19 protein-coding genes are annotated in these 18,292 nt (G+C 64.4%); 10 read left to right on the top strand and 9 right to left on the bottom strand.

Translation table 11 applies throughout. From position 1 onward, the window contains the following. Positions 1-33 precede the first annotated feature (33 nt). The 5 genes from G3A44_RS05960 to G3A44_RS05980 all read right to left on the bottom strand — a co-directional run bounded on the left by G3A44_RS05960 (position 34) and on the right by G3A44_RS05980 (position 6,455). Complete coding sequence (locus G3A44_RS05960) at positions 34-1,575, bottom strand: 2-isopropylmalate synthase (RefSeq protein ID WP_163456595.1); 1,542 nt, start codon at positions 1,573-1,575, stop codon at positions 34-36. 368 nt (positions 1,576-1,943) lie between these two features. Further along, positions 1,944-2,777 carry a CDP-diacylglycerol--serine O-phosphatidyltransferase gene (pssA, locus tag G3A44_RS05965; RefSeq protein WP_163456596.1) on the bottom strand — a complete coding sequence of 278 codons (834 nt, stop codon included), beginning with the start codon at positions 2,775-2,777 and terminating at the stop codon, positions 1,944-1,946. Positions 2,778-2,903: 126 nt separating this feature from the next. After that, a complete protein-coding gene (gene ilvC / locus G3A44_RS05970) occupies positions 2,904-3,920 on the bottom strand; it encodes a ketol-acid reductoisomerase (RefSeq protein ID WP_163456597.1) in 1,017 nt (338 codons plus the stop codon). Positions 3,921-3,985: 65 nt separating this feature from the next. Next, positions 3,986-4,477, bottom strand: coding sequence for an acetolactate synthase small subunit (gene ilvN / locus G3A44_RS05975; protein ID WP_163456598.1), 492 nt, complete (start codon positions 4,475-4,477; stop codon positions 3,986-3,988). Between the two features lie 184 nt (positions 4,478-4,661). Next, positions 4,662-6,455, bottom strand: coding sequence for an acetolactate synthase 3 catalytic subunit (locus G3A44_RS05980; protein WP_163456599.1), 1,794 nt, complete (start codon positions 6,453-6,455; stop codon positions 4,662-4,664). A 258-nt stretch (positions 6,456-6,713) separates the two neighbouring features. On the opposite strand from G3A44_RS05980, the gene G3A44_RS05985 reads away from it, so the two are divergent. The 6 genes from G3A44_RS05985 (at position 6,714) to G3A44_RS06010 (ending at position 10,232) form a co-directional block, all read left to right on the top strand. After that, complete coding sequence (locus G3A44_RS05985) at positions 6,714-7,277, top strand: RNA polymerase sigma factor (RefSeq protein WP_163456707.1); 564 nt, start codon at positions 6,714-6,716, stop codon at positions 7,275-7,277. Further along, positions 7,274-7,729: a DUF3619 family protein gene (locus G3A44_RS05990; protein WP_163456600.1), complete on the top strand. Its 456-nt coding sequence runs from the start codon at positions 7,274-7,276 to the stop codon at positions 7,727-7,729. The genes G3A44_RS05985 and G3A44_RS05990 overlap by 4 nt, the downstream gene beginning before the upstream one ends. A gap of 55 nt (positions 7,730-7,784) precedes the next feature. After that, on the top strand, positions 7,785-8,564 hold the full coding sequence (locus tag G3A44_RS05995; RefSeq protein WP_163456601.1) for a DUF3106 domain-containing protein: 780 nt from the start codon (positions 7,785-7,787) through the stop codon (positions 8,562-8,564). A 48-nt stretch (positions 8,565-8,612) separates the two neighbouring features. Next, positions 8,613-9,125 (top strand): RDD family protein, encoded by a 513-nt coding sequence (locus G3A44_RS06000; RefSeq protein WP_163456602.1) that lies wholly within the window; start codon positions 8,613-8,615, stop codon positions 9,123-9,125. 127 nt (positions 9,126-9,252) lie between these two features. After that, the gene (locus G3A44_RS06005) at positions 9,253-9,633 is read left to right on the top strand and encodes a diacylglycerol kinase (RefSeq protein WP_163456603.1); all 381 of its coding nucleotides are present in this window, start codon (positions 9,253-9,255) and stop codon (positions 9,631-9,633) included. Between the two features lie 11 nt (positions 9,634-9,644). Continuing rightward, a complete protein-coding gene (locus G3A44_RS06010; protein WP_163456604.1) occupies positions 9,645-10,232 on the top strand; it encodes an LOG family protein in 588 nt (195 codons plus the stop codon). A 146-nt stretch (positions 10,233-10,378) separates the two neighbouring features. On the opposite strand, the gene G3A44_RS06015 is transcribed toward G3A44_RS06010, so the two are convergent. From G3A44_RS06015 to ppa, 3 genes are all read right to left on the bottom strand, one after another. Beyond that, a complete protein-coding gene (locus G3A44_RS06015) occupies positions 10,379-10,717 on the bottom strand; it encodes a P-II family nitrogen regulator (protein ID WP_163456605.1) in 339 nt (112 codons plus the stop codon). Between the two features lie 44 nt (positions 10,718-10,761). Then, positions 10,762-12,465: an NAD+ synthase gene (locus G3A44_RS06020; RefSeq protein ID WP_163456606.1), complete on the bottom strand. Its 1,704-nt coding sequence runs from the start codon at positions 12,463-12,465 to the stop codon at positions 10,762-10,764. Positions 12,466-12,631: 166 nt separating this feature from the next. Continuing rightward, positions 12,632-13,174, bottom strand: coding sequence for an inorganic diphosphatase (ppa, locus tag G3A44_RS06025; RefSeq protein WP_163456607.1), 543 nt, complete (start codon positions 13,172-13,174; stop codon positions 12,632-12,634). A gap of 229 nt (positions 13,175-13,403) precedes the next feature. On the opposite strand from ppa, the gene G3A44_RS06030 reads away from it, so the two are divergent. The 4 genes from G3A44_RS06030 (at position 13,404) to G3A44_RS06045 (ending at position 17,469) form a co-directional block, all read left to right on the top strand. After that, a complete protein-coding gene (locus tag G3A44_RS06030) occupies positions 13,404-15,455 on the top strand; it encodes a sodium-translocating pyrophosphatase (protein ID WP_163456608.1) in 2,052 nt (683 codons plus the stop codon). Between the two features lie 132 nt (positions 15,456-15,587). After that, entirely contained in the window at positions 15,588-16,352 is a 765-nt protein-coding gene (gene aat, locus G3A44_RS06035; RefSeq protein ID WP_163456609.1) for a leucyl/phenylalanyl-tRNA--protein transferase, read from the top strand. Further along, positions 16,349-17,119: an arginyltransferase gene (locus G3A44_RS06040; RefSeq protein WP_163456610.1), complete on the top strand. Its 771-nt coding sequence runs from the start codon at positions 16,349-16,351 to the stop codon at positions 17,117-17,119. Before aat ends, G3A44_RS06040 begins: the two co-directional genes overlap by 4 nt. Positions 17,120-17,229: 110 nt before the next feature. Beyond that, the gene (locus G3A44_RS06045) at positions 17,230-17,469 is read left to right on the top strand and encodes a hypothetical protein (protein WP_163456611.1); all 240 of its coding nucleotides are present in this window, start codon (positions 17,230-17,232) and stop codon (positions 17,467-17,469) included. A 79-nt stretch (positions 17,470-17,548) separates the two neighbouring features. On the opposite strand, the gene G3A44_RS06050 is transcribed toward G3A44_RS06045, so the two are convergent. Further along, positions 17,549-18,256 carry an ABC transporter ATP-binding protein gene (locus G3A44_RS06050; RefSeq protein ID WP_163456708.1) on the bottom strand — a complete coding sequence of 236 codons (708 nt, stop codon included), beginning with the start codon at positions 18,254-18,256 and terminating at the stop codon, positions 17,549-17,551. Between the last annotated feature and the right edge of the window lie 36 nt (positions 18,257-18,292).

Genomic DNA, 18,292 nt, shown 5'->3' on the forward strand with positions numbered 1-18,292 from the left:
ACGCAACTTCAAGTGCGACCTGCAAGACCTGGCTCAGCCCTGGGCCGCCACCCGCTCCACGCTGGCGTGCAGCTTGTTCAGGGCGGCCAGGTAAGCCTTGGCAGAGGCCACCACGATGTCCGGGTCGGCCCCCACGCCGTTGACGACACGCCCCCCCAATTGCAAGCGGACCGTCACCTCGCCCTGGGATTCTGTGCTGCCGGAGGTGATGGCGTTCACCGAATAGAGCAACATCTCCGCCCCACTTTGGACTTGGGCCTCGATCGCCTTGAGGCTGGCATCCACCGGGCCATTGCCCTCGGACTGACTGGTGACTTCCCGACCACCCATGGCAAAGGTCACCCTGGCCTGCGGACGTTCACCGGTCTCGGAATGCTGGTTCAGCGCCACCAGCCGGTAGTGCTCCTGCTCTGCCGTCACGCTCTCGTCGCCAACCAAGGCGATGATGTCTTCGTCAAAGATCTCACTCTTGCGGTCGGCAAGATCCTTGAAGCGCGCAAAAGCGGCATTGATCTCAGCCTCTGACTCCAACTCCACACCCAACTCCTGCAGGCGCTGCTTGAACGCATTGCGCCCGGAGAGCTTGCCCAGCACGATCTTGTTGGCACTCCAGCCCACATCTTCGGCGCGCATGATCTCGTAGGTGTCACGAGCCTTGAGCACGCCGTCCTGATGGATGCCGCTGGCATGGGCAAAGGCATTGGCCCCCACCACCGCCTTGTTGGGCTGCACCACAAAACCGGTCGTCTGGCTGACCATGCGGCTGGCAGGCACGATCTGCGAGGTGTCGACACCGACATCCAGCCCAAAGTAGTCGCGGCGAGTCTTCACCGCCATCACGATCTCCTCCAGCGAACAGTTGCCTGCGCGCTCACCCAAGCCGTTGATGGTGCACTCCACCTGCCGCGCCCCACCCAGCTTGACCCCCGCCAGCGAGTTGGCCACGGCCATGCCGAGGTCGTTGTGGCAGTGCACCGACCAAATGGCCTTGTCGGCATTGGGCACACGCTCCCGCAGGTTGCGGATGAACTGGCCGTACAGTTCCGGAATGGCGTAACCGACGGTATCCGGAATGTTGATCGTCGTGGCACCTTCAGCGATAACGGCCTCGAGCACTCGGCACAGGAAATCGGGATCCGAGCGGTAGCCATCCTCCGGCGAAAACTCGATGTCACCGCAGAGGTTGCGCGCAAAGCGCACGGCTGACCGAGCCTGCTCGAGCACCTGCTCAGGTGTCATCCGCAACTTCTTTTCCATGTGCAGCGCACTGGTGGCAATGAAGGTGTGGATACGGCCACGGGCCGCTGGCGCCAGCGCCTCGGCGGCGCGGGAGAGATCGCGGTCATTCGCACGCGCCAGCGAGCACACGGTCGAATCCTTGATGTGCTGAGCAATCGTACGCACCGCCTCGAAGTCACCGTTGGACGACGCGGCGAAACCCGCCTCGATCACGTCCACCTTCAGGCGCTCGAGTTGCCGGGCGATGCGGAGCTTCTCATCCCGGGTCATGGACGCCCCGGGAGACTGCTCGCCGTCACGCAAGGTCGTGTCAAAAATGATGAGCTTGTCGGTCATGTCGATCTCTCCGCCACAGGCTAGGAGGGAAAACGCCTGCAGCTTGAATGGATGAAGAAATGGGGAGCAACCCAAGCGCCAGGTGGCGGCTTACCGCTGGGCGGTGGCTTGATGTGGACGTAGTCGGAACATGAACTTAGGCTCCTGAGTGGACCCGCAGGCAGACGACAGAGGGTCAGGCGCCAAAAGGCAAACGGCCCGCTGCATGCGCTCGCGGGCCGTTGATCCAGACAAGGACAATGAGTGGTTGGCGTATGGATCAGCGTGCCCGCAGCAAAGCTAGGGGCAGCAGTAGCAGGGCCAAAACCACAACATTCTCCATATACCAATGATATCCCATTGCGCTCGGGCCACGCCGCAGCGGCACCTCAGTGCAAACCCCGCTCATCGGGTTCATCGGTAGAGGTGGCGATGACACTGACCGGCTTGCCCTTGAGCTTGCGGTAGGCATAAACCCCGTAGCCGGAGAAACCGTACACACAGAAGAGTCCGAACAACACCATGGGCGGGTGGATGTTGATCACCGCGATGCCTAGGGCGATCAGGACGATCACGATGAAGGGCACACTGCGCTTGAGGCTGATGTCCTTGAAACTGTAGAACGGCACGTTGGTAACCATGGTCAGGCCGGCGAACAGCGCCACCGCAAAGGCCAACCAGGGCAAACCGGCCATGGCACTGACGCCCTTGTAGCCTGCATCGTCAAGCACCCAGATGAAACCAATGACCAGCGCCGCCGCAGCCGGACTGGGCAAGCCCTGGAAATAGCGCTTGTCGACGATACCAATGTTGGTGTTGAACCTCGCCAGGCGCAACGCCGCGCAGGCGCAGTAGACAAAGGCGGCGATCCAGCCCGCCTTGCCCAGCCCTTTGAGGCCCCATTCGTACATGATGAGCGCCGGCGCCGCCCCGAAGCTGACCATGTCAGCTAGGCTGTCCATCTGCTCGCCGAATGCGCTCTGCGTGTTGGTCATGCGCGCCACACGTCCATCCAGGCTGTCGAGCACCGCGGCGCAGAAGATGCCGATACAGGCATTCTCGAAACGGCCATTCATGGCCATCACCACCGCATAGAACCCGCCGAAGAGGGCGGCCAGGGTGAACAAATTGGGCAGTACGTAGATACCGCGACGCCGAGGACGGTTCATTTCGACATCGGCCGCATCGGGCTCGTCGTCGACCTGGGATTCAGCAGAAGTCATTGAGTGGGCGGGAAGCACGACAAAGGCGTGAGGATAGCGCAGCCGGAGTGCACAAGAAAAAGGGCCGCCCAGTCGGGCGGCCCTTGAACAACGTGCGTGGAAGGGTGACTCAACCACCCTCACCCATCAGTTGCGGCTCTTGTCGACCAGCTTGTTGGCCTTGATCCAGGGCATCATGTCGCGGAGCTTGGCGCCCACCACTTCGATTTGGTGCTCTTCGGTCAGGCGACGGCGAGAAATCAGGGTCGGGGCACCCGCCTTGTTCTCGAGGATGAAGGACTTGGCGTATTCGCCAGTTTGAATGTCCTTCAGGCACTGCTTCATGGCCTTCTTGGTCTCCTCGGTCACGACGCGCGGTCCGGTGACGTACTCACCGTATTCGGCGTTGTTGGAGATCGAGTAATTCATGTTGGCGATGCCACCTTCGTAGATCAGGTCCACGATCAGCTTGAGCTCGTGCAGGCACTCGAAATAAGCCATTTCGGGCGCGTAGCCGGCTTCCACCAGGGTCTCGAAACCAGCCTTGATCAGCTCGACGGCACCGCCGCACAGCACGGCTTGTTCGCCGAACAGGTCAGTTTCGGTCTCTTCGCGGAAGTTGGTCTCAATGATGCCGGCCTTGCCGCCACCGTTGGCCGAAGCGTAGGACAGGGCCAAGTCACGGGCCTTGCCGGTCACGTCTTGGTAGACGGCAACCAGGTGGGGCACGCCGCCACCTTGGCGGTAAGTGCCACGCACGGTGTGGCCCGGGGCCTTGGGCGCCACCATCCACACGTCCACGTCGGCGCGCGGCACGACCTGGCCGTAGTGCACGTTGAAGCCGTGGGCAAACACCAGGGAAGCGCCCGACTTCAGGTTCGGGGCCACTTCCTTGTTGTACACGTCGGCGATCTGCTCGTCCGGCAGCAGGATCATGACCACGTCAGCCGACTTCACGGCTTCAGCGATCTCAGCCACCTTCAGGCCGGCGCCTTCGGCCTTGGCCCAGGAGGCACCACCCTTGCGCAGGCCCACGGTGACCTTCACGCCGGAGTCGTTCAGGTTCTGGGCGTGGGCGTGACCTTGGGAGCCATAGCCGATGATGGTGACGTTCTTGCCCTTGATCAGGGAGAGATCAGCGTCCTTGTCGTAGTAAACCTTCATGATGTGCTCGCTTGAGTGCTGTTGTCTGGCGGGAACAGTGGATAGGAAAGTCGGGGGGCTCCGACTCAGACGCGCAGGATGCGCTCGCCGCGACCGATCCCGCTGGAGCCGGTGCGAACGGTTTCGAGGATGGCGGCACGGTCGATCGCCTCGATGAAGGCGTCAAGCTTGCCTGCGTCACCCGTCAATTCAATGGTGTAGGACTTTTCCGTCACGTCGATGATGCGGCCGCGGAAGATGTCAGCCATGCGCTTCATCTCTTCGCGCTCCTTGCCCACGGCGCGAACCTTGATGAGCATGAGTTCGCGCTCGGTGTAGTGGCCCTCGGTGAGATCCACCACCTTCACCACGTCCACCAGACGGTTGAGGTGCTTGGTGATCTGCTCGATGACCTCGTCGGACCCGGTGGTCACAACGGTCATGCGGGACAAGGAACGATCCTCCGTCGGCGCGACGGTCAAGCTCTCGATGTTGTAGCCACGCGCAGAGAAGAGCGCGACCACGCGAGAGAGGGCGCCAGGCTCGTTCTCGAGCAGCACCGCGATGATGTGTTTCATGTCTGTCTCCAACCAAGCCCCGGAAGTCGCGGCGGTAACCGCTGCTTCTGTACTTGGCAAGAACGGGAACGGAATTGAAAGCCGAAAGCTGGGGACCCTTGAAGACAGGCCCCTCCAGGTTGGGCGACTGCCCTGCTGCCTGTACCGCGGTAACGGTGCCAGGCCGGTGCAGCCGCACTCAGCCTCAGAGGTCCTCGGATCCGAGCAGCATCTCGGTGATGCCCTTGCCGGCCTGCACCATCGGCCACACGTTCTCACTGGGGTCCGTACGGACGTCCAGGAACACCGTGCGATCCTTCAGACGCATCATTTCCTTGAGCGCAGGCTCAATCTCGGAAGGATGCTCAATCTTGATGCCAACGTGACCGTACGACTCCGCCAGCTTCACGAAGTCCGGCAGGGCTTCCATGTAGCTGTGCGCATAGCGCTTGTCGTAGATGAGTTCTTGCCACTGGCGCACCATGCCCAGGTAGCGGTTGTTCAGGGCAATCACCTTCACCGGCGTCTTGTACTGCTGGCAGGTGGAAAGCTCCTGGATGTTCATCTGGATCGAGCCTTCACCCGTGATGCAGAACACATCCGCATCGGGCTTAGCCAGCTTGATGCCCATGGCATAGGGCAAGCCCACGCCCATGGTGCCCAGGCCACCAGAATTGATCCAGCGGCGCGGCTCGTCAAAGCGATAGTACTGGGCCGCCCACATCTGGTGCTGACCAACGTCGGAGGTGACGTAGGTGTCAGTGCCCTTGGTCATCTCCCAAAGCGCTTCCACCACCTGCTGCGGCTTGATCAGCTCCGGATGGGTACGGTACTTCAAGCAATCGCGACGCCGCCACTCGTTGATCTGGCTCCACCAGGGTGCAATCGCGGCCGGATCCGGACGCGCCTGGGCCTCCCGTACCTGGGCGATGAGTTCCTGGAGCACGTCCTTGACATCGCCCACGATGGGAATGTCCACCTTCACCCGCTTGGAGATGGAGGAGGGATCAATGTCCACATGGATGATCTTGCGCTCGACCGAAGCGAAATGCTTGGGGTTGCCGATCACTCGGTCATCGAATCGCGCCCCCACGGCCAGCAGCACGTCACAGTGCTGCATGGTCATGTTGGCCTCGTAGGTGCCATGCATGCCCAGCATGCCCAGGAACCTCGGATCCGTGGAGGGCACCGCACCCAGACCCATCAGGGTGTGGGTGACCGGGTAACCCAGCAGGTCGCACAGCTCACGCAGCTCGGCCGAGGCATTGCCAAGAACGACACCACCGCCGGTGTAGATGTAGGGACGCTTGGCTTGCAGCAACAGCTGAACGGCCTTGCGGATCTGGCCACCATGCCCCTTGCGCACCGGGTTGTACGAACGCATCTCCAGCTGTTCCGGATAGTGGAACGGCGTTGTCAGCTGCGAAACGTCCTTCGGAATATCGACCACGACCGGCCCAGGGCGACCTGTGCGGGCGATGTGGAAGGCTTTCTTGATCGTCACGGCCAGGTCGCGAACGTCCTTGACCAGGAAGTTGTGCTTGACCACCGGGCGGGTGATACCCACCGTGTCGCACTCCTGGAAGGCGTCAAGCCCGATGGCAGCCGTGGGAACCTGCCCGGTGATGATCACCATCGGGATGGAATCCATGTAGGCCGTGGCGATGCCGGTCACCGCGTTGGTCACGCCTGGGCCGGACGTCACGAGCGCCACGCCCACATCACCCGTCGCGCGGGCGTAGCCGTCTGCGGCGTGCACCGCGGCCTGCTCATGGCGGACGAGGACGTGCTGGATGCTGTCCTGCTGGTAGAGCGCGTCGTAGATATAAAGGACCGAGCCACCTGGGTAGCCCCAGATGTATTTCACGTTCTCGGCCTGGAGGCAACGAACGAGGATCTCGGACCCATTGAGTTCAGGGGCCGCTGGGGGGGTCATGGTGGTGGTGTTTTGCGGTTGCGCCGAGGGGGCGCGCTTGATTTCCGCGGCAGACATGTTCATTTCGAACCTCTGTGAATTTCTCTGACGAAAAACCTTCGGTGCCCCTCTCCGCGCCCTCGTGAGGCGGGTGTGGAGCCTGCGCGATCAGTCACCGCCGACAACCGTGGTCGGGTCGGCATAAACGATCTCATGCACCATCAGTGCAAGCGCGCATTATTGCACCGGATCCGTGCTTGCCCGGGGGACGACCAACAAACTTTCGCCAAGTGCGATACTCGTGGGTTCCGGATCCGCAATCCGGCCACCGTTGACCTGCCATTGGCCACTGACAAAGAACTCTCGGACTTCCTCAAGAGCGTCGAAAGACGCGCCTTCAAGCGAACAGTTTTCGCCGTCAAGGACGAGGATGGTGCCCTGGACATCGTGCAGGACTCGATGATCCGGCTGGCGGAGCATTACCGGGATCGCCCCCCCTCTGAGTGGCCGATGCTCTTTCAGCGGATCCTGTCGAACGCCACGATGGATTGGTTCCGGCGACGCAAAGTCCGGCAGGCGGTCATCAGCAACCTGTCGGACTTCGAGTCTCCGGACGGCGAAGGCGACTTCGACCTGCTGGAGTCCCTGGAAGCCGGAGAAGGCCATGGGACGGAGAGCGCCGCAGACAGCTTCAGCCGGGCACAGACGTTGCAAGTGATCGAGCAAGAGGTCGCCAAATTGCCGACGCGTCAACGCGAAGCTTTCCTGCTGCGTTACTGGGAAGATTTGGACGTTGCGGAGACAGCCAATGTGATGGGGTGCACCGAAGGCAGTGTGAAGACGCATTGCTCACGCGCCGTGCACACGCTGGCCAAGCTGCTCCGATCCAGGGGGATTTCACTATGAACAGTCTCAGCGCCACGCTGCACGCACCCAGCATCCCACGGTCACCAGACCGACAGGGAGCGGACTCTGACACTCTGGAGGCTCAGCTGGCGGGCCGGATCACGGTCGCGCTGTCCGAGCGTGCAGACGAGCTGCCCGCGGACATTGCGGAGCGACTGCGATTTGCCCGGGAGCAGGCGGTGAGCCGCTCGGCCGTCCTCGGCCGCAGCGCATCACGCCGCCGCCACCGTAATCTGCCGGCCACCCCGCTGCCCGCCTGGCTGCGTCGTGTCGCCTCGGCCGTGCCGGTGGCACTGCTGCTCTTGGGCATGGTAGCCATCGACGAGTGGCAGCACCGCGCAGAGGTTCGCGCCGTTGCGGAGATCGATGGCGATTTGCTGGTCGATGACCTGCCGGTGGAGGCCTACACCGATCCTGGTTTCCTGGAATACCTGAAATCACAGCAGGAGTGACATGCAGCCTCGGCGTCTTGGCTTGATCCGCTGGAGCCTGGTGGTCACATTGAGTGTGACCCTTCACGCAACCGCGCAGCCCCTGCGCGGTACGGATGACCCGCGCTGGAAGCAACTCGCCCCTGCCCATCAGTCCGTGCTGGCGCCACTGGCCAAGGACTGGGAGACACTCACGGCCGATCACCGCAGCAAGTGGCTGGAGGTGGCTCGCCGCTACGCGATCCTGAATCCGGAACAGCAGCGTCGGGCACGGGAGAAGATGCAAGAGTGGGCCCGCATGTCTCCGGAGCAGCGCCGGGTGGCCCGCCTGAACTTCCAGGAGGTCCGGACACTGGCGCCGTCTACCGACCGACAGGCCCAGTGGGAGGCCTACCAGAGTCTGCCTCAGGAACAACGTCAGCAACTGGCGGAGCGCCGCCCCGGCCCGGTGCGCGCCGCACCGTCCGCGAGCCCGGCCTCCTCCCCCTCCACGGCGCTGCGAACAGCCCCCTTGACCACCGTGGCACCCAAGAGCAACGTCGTGGCCAGTCCGGCAAAATCTGCCTCTCCTTCAGCGCTGCCAGGCAACGGAGCGGTAGTCCGCGCGGGCACAGGTGCCACCACCAACCTGCTCAACGACAAGTCCACCGGCAAGCCCAGCCATCAACAGGGGGGCTTGCCCAAGATCGCCGCCAGCCCCGGCATGGTGGATTCCGCCACCCTGCTGCCTAAGCGGGGCCCGCAGGCCGCCGGGGCCTTGCCGGTGCGTGGCACCCCGATGGCAGCACCCCAGGTCGCCCCGCTGCCGGAGCTTGCCGCCAGCCGATCAGAGACGACAACGGCAGCAGGTTCCTGACCGCTGTCCAAGCACCCAAGCAGGCCGGCAACGGCTTGCCGACTATGGATGTCCGAACCCTTGAACTCCCCGCAGGCCCCCGGCTACTTCCGCCGCCTTGCAGCCTTCACCTACGAAGGCATCTTGCTTTTCGGCCTGCTCATGGTGTCCGGCCTGATTTACTCCGTGGCCACCAACATGCGCCATGGGCTTAGAGGAAGTCTGGGTCTGCAGGTGTTCGAGTTTCTGGTGCTGGGCGTCTATTTCGTGTGGTTCTGGACCCATGGAGGTCAGACCGTCGCCACCAAGGCCTGGCACTTGCGTGTGGAGCGCCAGGACGGTGGGCCGGTACAACCTCTGCGTGCGGCATGCCGCTACCTGTTGAGCTGGGTGTGGTTTGCGCCGGCGCTGCTGACGCTGCAGCTCGCAGGTTTGAAGGATGCGGCCAGCATATCCACCGTACTGCTCTCCGGTGTCTTGGGCTACGCGGCGCTGGGACACCTGCGAAAAGATCGGCAGCTGCCACATGACGTGCTGTGCGGCACCCGCGTGGTGCAAGCCCCGCCTCGCCCCAAAGCCTGATCGAGGCTCGCACGCTCATCGCCTCGCAGAACCGCGGTGCGGGGTACGATGCCAACCGCCCTACCGGCGGGACGCCCGCTTGACCAGCGTTGCCGTAGACCCGCGTTCAAGTCTTCCTTCTCCTCACATGACCAACCCTCACAAGGGCAGAACCGGCATCGACCGGGTCATCCACGCCGCCGGCTACTCCTGGTCGGGCCTCAAGCAGGCCTATCGCGGGGAGAGCGCCTTCCGGCAGGAATGCTGGTTGGCCATGCTGATGCTGCCGGCCGCCATTTGGGTAGGACGGAACTGGGTGGAAACTGCCTTGCTGGCCGGCACTGTCTTGCTGGTCATGATCGTCGAGTTGCTCAATTCCGCAGTGGAGGCGGCCGTGGACCGGGTGGGTTTCGAAATGCACGAACTGTCCGGTCGGGCCAAGGACATCGCCAGCGCGGCCGTGCTGCTCTCGCTGCTGCTGTGCGCGGGAGTGTGGCTGGCGGCAGTCTGGACCCGCTTCCTGGCATGAGGCCTGCCGACATGCCCACCCCATTCACCCTCTGCGTTTATTGCGGCTCGCGCCCGGGAGCCCATCCCGCCTTCATCGAAGCAGCCCGCGCCGTAGGCACTTCCATGGGCCGAAGAGGCTGGCGCCTGGTCTACGGAGGTGGCAACGTGGGCCTGATGGGCATCGTTGCAGACGCTTGCCTGCAGGCAGGGGGAGCGGTGGTGGGAGTGATTCCGGAGCGCTTGATGGCCCGCGAGGTCGGCCACCACGGACTGACCGAGCTGCATGTGGTCCAGTCCATGCACCAGCGCAAGCAGAAGATGGCCGAACTGTCCCACGGCTTCCTCGCCCTGCCCGGTGGCATTGGGACCCTGGAAGAGTTGTTCGAGGTTTGGACATGGCGGCACCTGGGCTATCACGGCCGCCCCATCGCCCTGCTCAATGTCGAAGGGTTCTACGACCCATTGCAACGGTTTCTGGAGCAGGCCGTTTGCAGCGGATTCATGGATGCAGGACAGATGGACATGGTCCGGTGGGCCTGCTCGCCAGAAGACGCGCTGGATGCCCTGGCCGAGGGCACCGCTCAAGACACGACCGTCGCCAACTTGCGGGCAATCTGAGCGCGCAACAGCCACCTGCCGCCGGATCGAGAACCCGCTCCTTCAGCCCGGTGAGGCCAGACCGCTGTGGCCCGCGCAATGATGGTCCACAGCGGTTGAACCTCGGGCGCCTCGGTGTAGAACTGGGCGCCTTCGGTCAGCACCAATCAAATGGCAGACTCGTCGGTCTCACCGGTACGGATGCGGACCACCTGCTCAATGGGGGTGACGAAGATCTTGCCGTCACCGATCTTGCCGGTCTTGGCCGCCTTGACGATGGCTTCAATGGCACGGTCCACGTCCGCATCCTTGATGACAGCCTCCACCTTCACCTTGGGCAGGAAGTCCACCACGTACTCCGCGCCGCGATAGAGCTCGGTGTGGCCCTTCTGTCGGCCGAAGCCCTTCACCTCGGTCACCGTCAGGCCCGACACGCCCACTTCGGCCAGCGCCTCACGCACCTCCTCCAGCTTGAAAGGCTTGATGATGGCAGTGACTTGTTTCATGTCGGATCTCCTGACGGCGGGAAAAAGGGAATCGATACACGGATTTAAGCACGGAACCGCGAAGTGATCGGGTACCGCCAATCGCGCCCGAAAGCGCGATGGGTGATGCGAATGCCCACTGGGGACTGGCGCCGCTTGTACTCATTGATCTTGATGAGGCGGGTGATCTTCTCGACGTCGGCGCGTTCAAAACCGGCCGCCACGATGTCCTCAATGGACTGATCCTCTTCCATGTAACGGGCCAGGATGGCATCCAGCACGTCATAGGGTGGAAGGCTGTCCTGGTCTTTCTGGTCCGGGCGCAACTCTGCCGATGGCGCACGCTCGATGATGCGCTCCGGGATCCAAGGCCCCACGCTGCCATCCGCGCGGGGTGTGGCCTGGCCGTTCTTCCATCGGCAAAGGCGGTAGACCAAGGTCTTGGCCACATCCTTGATCACCGCAAACCCACCGGCCATGTCGCCGTACAGGGTGCAATAACCGGTGGCCATCTCGCTCTTATTGCCGGTCGTCAGGACGATGCTGCCGGTCTTGTTGGACAGCGCCATGAGCAGCGTGCCGCGAATGCGGGCTTGGATGTTCTCTTCGGTGGTGTCTTCCGCCAAGCCTTGGAACTGCGGAGCGAGCGCCTCGCGGAAACGGTCGAACATGGGGGTGATGGCAATCTCGTCGTAGCGCACACCCAGGCGGGCCACCATGTCGCGGGCGTCGATCCAGGAGATATCCGCGGTGTAAGGAGACGGCATCATCACGGCCCGCACCCGGTCGGCACCCAAGGCATCCACCGCCACGGCCAGCACCAGCGCGGAGTCCACGCCGCCTGACAAACCAATCAGCGCCCCAGGAAAGCCGTTCTTGCCCACATAGTCCCGCACCCCCATCACCAGGGCCTTCCAGACCTGCTCCTCCACGCTTGGCAGAGGCGCCAGCGGCCCGGACACCCGTCCGCCGTGCGCCACGCTCAGCAGGAGCTCGGCCGGCTCGAAACTCGGCGCGCGCGCGCACACGGCCCCTTGCGCATCCACCGCAAAGGATGCCCCATCGAAGACTACCTCATCCTGCCCACCCACCAAGTGGGCATAGAGCAGTGGCAGGCCCACCTTGGCGGCGCGGTTCGACATGCGGGCTTCCCGCTCGCCGTGCTTGTCGATGTGGAACGGAGAGGCGTTCAACACGCACAGCAGCTGGGCCCCCGCCGCCTTGGCCGCCGCCGCCGGCTCCTCGAACCATGCATCCTCACAGATGAGCAGCCCCACCCGCCAACCCGCGACCTCGACCACCACCGCGGATTGCCCGACGTCCCGCCCCGTGGCGAAGTAGCGGCGTTCGTCAAAGACTTGGTAGTTGGGCAATTCGCGCTTGTGATAGCACGCCCTGACCTGTCCACCCGCGATGACCGAAGCCGAATTGAACCGTCGCGGCAGCGAAACCGACCGCGAGCGCAATGCATCTGCCTCCTCCCAGGCACTGGGATGCCCCAGCACGACGTGCAAGCCCTCGCAGTCGGCCAGGCGGCTCGCCAAGGCCAGCACCTGTTCGGCGCAAGCCTGCATGAAGGCGGGGCGCAGCAGCAGGTCCTCGGGCGGATAGCCGGTGAGGCTGAGTTCAGGCGTGACCACCAGCCGGGCACCCGCCGCATGGGCTCGGCGGCAGGCCTGCTCGATCAGCGCCACATTGCCCGCCAGGTCCCCGACGGTGGCGTTGATCTGCACAAGGGCGGCGGACAGGGGCGGCAAGGAGGTCGTCATGGCGCAACAACGTGAAAAGCCCGGATTATTCACGCGACGCGATGCCGGCTCAGCGCCCCGCCGTCCACAGCGGCGGCACCAAGCAAAACGGCGGAACCCGCAAGAGCACGGGTTCCGCCGTTTTAGGCAGCGCGCGGCACACCCGCGCGCGAGGTTCAGGCCGGGATCAGGCCTTGTTCTCGGCAGCCTTGTAGGCGGCCATGCCGTCGGTGATTTCCTTCTTGGCGGCTTCCGGGCCTTCCCAACCCGTGACCTTGACCCACTTGCCGGGCTCCAAGTCCTTGTAGTGCTCGAAGAAGTGCTTGATGCTGTTGAGGCGCATGGGGTTCATGTCCTCAGGCTTGTTCCAGCTGCTGTAAAGCGGCAGGATCTTCTTGACGGGCACGGCGATCAGCTTGTTGTCGCCACCGGCCTCGTCTTCCATCTTGAGCATGCCGATCGCACGGCACTTGACCACCACACCGGGGATCAGGGGCACCGGGGTGATGACCAGCACGTCGACCGGATCGCCATCAGCCGCCAGGGTGTTGGGCACATAACCGTAGTTGGTCGGGTAGTGCATGGCCGTGGACATGAAACGGTCCACGAACAGCGCACCGGACTCATGGTCCACCTCGTACTTGATCGGATCGCCGTTCATCGGAATTTCGATGATGACGTTGAACTCTTCGGGCGCCTTGTCTCCGGGCGTCACGTTGTGCAGGCTCATGGTGTGAATCCGTGGCTGAAGTGCTGGGAGGGGAAACCCGCATTCTACGTTCCGGCCTTGCCTTGCCCTGACATGCGGACGGCTTGATGCAGCGCAGGAAAACACCAAGCTGGGGGGAGGCCGATTCCTCTAGCATGGTTTGGCCGGCCCCGGAGGGCGGCGCCCACAGGCGCTGACCGGGTTCAGATCCGCCCGACGCGGATTCTGCGTGAGAGGAAGGAGAGTCTTGATGTCCACTTCCGTGGCGCTCTACAGCGCGCTCGTCTGCGGCCTGGTGGCCGTGATCTACGGCTTCGTGCAGCGAAGCTGGATATTGGCCCAGGATGCCGGCAATGCCCGGATGCAGGAGATCGCCGGGGCCGTGCAGCAGGGAGCCGCCGCCTACCTGGCCAGGCAGTACAAGACCATTGCCCTGGTCGGCGTGCTGCTGGCGGTGCTGATTGGATGGTTCCTGGACTTGCGCACGGCCGTGGGGTTCGTGCTGGGCGCGGTGCTCTCGGGCGCCTGCGGCTTCATCGGCATGAATGTGTCCGTGCGTGCCAACGTGCGGACCGCCCAGGCGGCCACCCGTGGTATCGGGCCGGCGCTGGAAGTTGCCTTCAAGGGCGGTGCCATCACCGGCATGCTGGTGGTCGGTCTGGGGCTGCTGGGCGTCGGGCTGTTCTATCTGGTGCTGGTGGACAGCAGCGCGGCGCAGGCCACGCTGGCCACGCAGCTCAAGCCCCTGCTCGGCTTCGCCTTCGGCTCCTCCCTGATTTCGATCTTCGCCCGCCTGGGGGGCGGCATCTTCACCAAGGGCGCCGACGTCGGTGCGGACCTGGTGGGCAAGGTGGAAGCCGGCATCCCCGAGGATGACCCCCGCAACCCGGCAGTGATCGCCGACAACGTGGGCGATAACGTGGGCGACTGCGCCGGCATGGCGGCCGACCTGTTCGAGACCTACGCGGTCACGTTGATTGCCACCATGGCCTTGGGCGCCCTGATGGTCACCGCCGCGCCGCAGGCCGCGGTGGTCTATCCGCTGCTGCTGGGCGGCGTGTCGATCCTGGCCTCCATCGTCGGCTGTGGCTTCGTCAAGGCGACGCCGGGCATGCGCAATGTGATGCCCGCGCTGTACAAGGGCCTGATCGTGGCCGGGGTGATCTCCCTGGTGGCCTTCTACTTCGTCACCACCCTCGTCATGCCGGCGGACGCCCTGGGCGCAGGTACCCACCTCAAGCTCTTCGGCGCCTGCGTGGTCGGCCTGGCTCTGACCGCCGCGATGGTCTGGATCACCGAGTACTACACCGGTACCGACTACGCCCCCGTGCAGCATGTGGCCAAGGCCTCCACCACGGGGCACGGCACCAACATCATCGCGGGCCTGGGCGTGTCGATGAAGTCCACTGCATGGCCGGTGCTCTTCGTCTGCGTGGCCATCTGGTCGGCCTATGCACTGGCAGGGCTCTATGGCATCGCCATCGCAGCCACGGCCATGCTCAGCATGGCGGGTATCGTCGTCGCCCTGGATGCCTATGGCCCCATCACCGACAACGCCGGCGGCATTGCGGAAATGGCCGAGTTGCCGGACAGCGTGCGCGACATCACCGACCCGCTGGACGCCGTGGGCAACACGACCAAGGCGGTGACCAAGGGCTATGCCATCGGCTCCGCTGGCCTGGCCGCCCTGGTGCTGTTTGCGGACTACACACATGCCCTGGAAGCCCGTGGGGCGCACCTGGCCTTCGACCTGTCGGACCACAAGGTCATCGTGGGCCTGTTCATCGGTGGGCTCATCCCCTACCTCTTCGGCGCCATGGCCATGGAGGCGGTGGGCCGCGCCGCGGGCGCGGTGGTGGAGGAGGTGCGTCGCCAGTTCCGTGACATCCCCGGCATCATGGAAGGCACCGGCAAGCCCGAGTACGGCAAGGCTGTGGACATGCTCACCTCCGCGGCCATCCGCGAGATGATCATTCCATCCCTGCTGCCGGTGGTTGTGCCCATCCTGGTGGGCCTGCTGCTGGGGCCTGCCGCGTTGGGTGGCCTGCTGATGGGCACCATCGTCACGGGCCTGTTCGTGGCAATCTCCATGTGCACCGGTGGTGGGGCCTGGGACAACGCCAAGAAGTACATTGAAGACGGACACCACGGCGGCAAGGGCAGTGACGCGCACAAGGCTGCGGTGACAGGCGACACCGTGGGAGACCCTTACAAGGACACGGCAGGGCCGGCGGTCAACCCGCTGATCAAGATCATCAACATCGTGGCCCTGCTGATCGTGCCGCTGCTGCCACTGGCGTGACCTAGACGGGGAAGTCCAGAGGCATCGCCACGACCTCGCGCCCAGGCGCACCGGGCCGGCCCGCCCGGTGCGCCCATAACGGCCGATGCGGACAGTGCGGCCGGCGCAGGCCGGTGCCGGTATGCTTGAAGCATGCCCCTGACTTGGCTGCAGCCCCAAGACCCCTTCCCTCCGACCGCCTTGGCACTGGACGAGGCGACCGATGCGCCCGGCCTCCTGGCCGTCGGCGCCGATCTGTCCGCTGACCGATTGGTGCAAGCCTATCGGCGCGGCATCTTCCCCTGGTATGCCCAAGGCCAGCCCATCTTGTGGTGGACGCCACATCCGCGCATGGTCCTGCCGGTGGCGGAGTTCAAGCTCTCACGCAGCCTGAAGCGGGCCGTGAGGCAGGGGCTGGCCAGCGGGCGCCTGGAAGTGCGGCTGGACCTTCACTTCGATCGGGTCATCCAGGCGTGTGCCCAAACACCGCGCCACGGCCAGGCGGGCACTTGGATCCTGCCCGAAATGGTGCGTGCCTATCAGAGGCTGCACGGTCTGGGCGTGGCCCACAGCGTTGAAACCTGGCAGGACGGTCAGCTTGTGGGTGGGCTGTACGGCCTGATGATCGGACGCATGTTCTTTGGCGAATCCATGTTCGCCCATGCCACGGACGCCTCCAAGATGGCGCTGTGCGCCCTGGTGGCGCTGTGCCGCGAAGACCAGATTGAACTGATCGACTGCCAGCAGGAAACCGCCCACCTGGCCAGCCTGGGCGCCAGACCGATACGTCGCGCCCAGTTCGAGGCCCACCTGGCCCGCACCGTGGACCTGCCGACACCCCGATGGTCCGACCGGACGGTACCCTGGCACCAGCTGGGCCTCAACACCGCGCAAGCGCCGGTCGAAAACGACGCGTGAACCACTCGAAAGATCCACCCCTGTCGGCGCTGCAGTTCTATGCCACTGCGCCCTACCCGTGCAGCTACCTGCCTGAGCGGCAGGCCCGTTCACAGGTGGCCACGCCCGGGCACATGATCCACACCGAGGCCTACTCGGCCTTGGTGGCCTGTGGTTTCCGCCGCAGCGGCCTGTTCACCTACCGCCCCTTGTGCGAAGGCTGTGCCGCCTGCGTGCCCCTGCGCATCCCCGTGCAGCGATTCTCACCGGCGCGCCGGCATCGCCGAGCCTGGGCAGCCCACGCCGACCTCAAGGCCCGGGTGATGCGGCTGGGCTTTCATGAAGCCCATTACGCGCTGTACCTGCGCTACCAGACTTGCCGCCATGCCGGTGGTGGCATGGACCAGGACAGCGTGGACCAGTACAGCCAGTTCCTGCTGCAGAGTCGTGTCAACTCCCGCCTCATCGAGTTCCGGGAGCCCGGCACTGAGGGAGCATTGCGCATGGTGTCCATCGTGGACGTGCTGGCGGACGGACTGTCGGCGGTCTACACCTTCTACGACCCGGATGTCGAAGGGGCCAGCTATGGCACCTACGGCATCCTCTGGCAGATTGAACAGACCCGCCAGCTCAAGCTGCCGCACCTGTACCTGGGCTACTGGATCCAGGGCAGCCGCAAGATGGACTACAAGACAGGCTTCCAGCCGCACCAAGTCTTGAGGGACGGCCATTGGCAGGATGCCGCCGGGCCGGGCGATGGCCCCTCCCCGCCCAACCCGCCGCAATAAGGGCCCGGCAGGGACCGCATTTCCCGCCTTGCCCCCCCCGTGGGACAGGCAGGATGCAGGGCAAGGGATGGCGCCATTCCGGTGCCCTGCCCCCGCCATCACCCCGCACGATGCCCTACGCCAGCACACCTTCCCCGGCCAGCACCGCCCCGGCCTACCGGTGCCGGCTGTGCAATGCGACCTGCTACCGCCGGTTGGTGGAGCGCAGTGCCGATGGACGTCTGGGCTACGGCAACCGCTACCGCTGTGCAGGCTGCGGCCTGACCTTCGAGGATCCGGCCCAGTGGTGGGGAAGCGGCACGTCCGCCAACCCGACCGCCCGTATGGGCACGCCGCTACCAGCCTCCTGAACCTGGGAATCCACGGCCCGGGGGAACCACAGCCGCCGGCAAGACCACCACGCGATGGCCAGCGCGCCACGCGGCTCCGTCACACTTCCAGCCACTCCTTGCGGACATAGGCGTCGGCCTTGAGCTCCGCCGGCGTGCCCTCGAAGACGATGCGGCCATGCCCCATCACCAGGCATCGCTCGGACACCTCCAGGGCAATGGTGAGTTTCTGCTCGACCAGCAGGACGCTGATGCCTCGGTTTTTGAGTTCGCGAAGGTAGCCGGCCACCAGCTCGACGATCTTGGGCGCCAGGCCTTCGGTGGGTTCGTCGATCATGATCAGGTCAGGATCCCCCATGAGCGTCCGGCACAGGGTCAGCATCTGCTGCTCCCCTCCCGAGAGCACGCCCGCCTCGGTGTGCTGCCGCTCCTTCAGGCGGGGGAACATGGCGTACATGTCCTCGAAGTGCCAACGCCGTGCCGGTGCACCCCGTCGCGGCGCCTTCTCGCCCAGCATCAGGTTCTGGTGGACGGTGAGCTTGGGAAAGATGTCCCGGTTCTCCGGCACGTAACCCAAACCCAGGTGGGCGATCTCGTAGGCCTTGCGGCCCACGAGCTCTTCCCGATCCCGCCAGCGCACCGAACCCGTAGCGTCGACCAAGCCCATGATGGCCTTGACGGTGGTGGATCGACCGGAGCCATTGCGTCCCAACAGGCTGACGATCTCCCCGGGCCGCACCTGCAGGCTGACACCGTGCAGCACATGGCTTTTGCCGTAGTAGGCATGCAGGTTCTCCAGCGCCAGCAAGGACGGCACGAAAGTAGCCGGGACGCCGGGATGGGC

Source organism: Ideonella livida (assembly GCF_010499455.1).
In the GTDB taxonomy this organism is placed as follows: Bacteria; Pseudomonadota; Gammaproteobacteria; order Burkholderiales; family Burkholderiaceae_C; genus Ideonella; species Ideonella livida.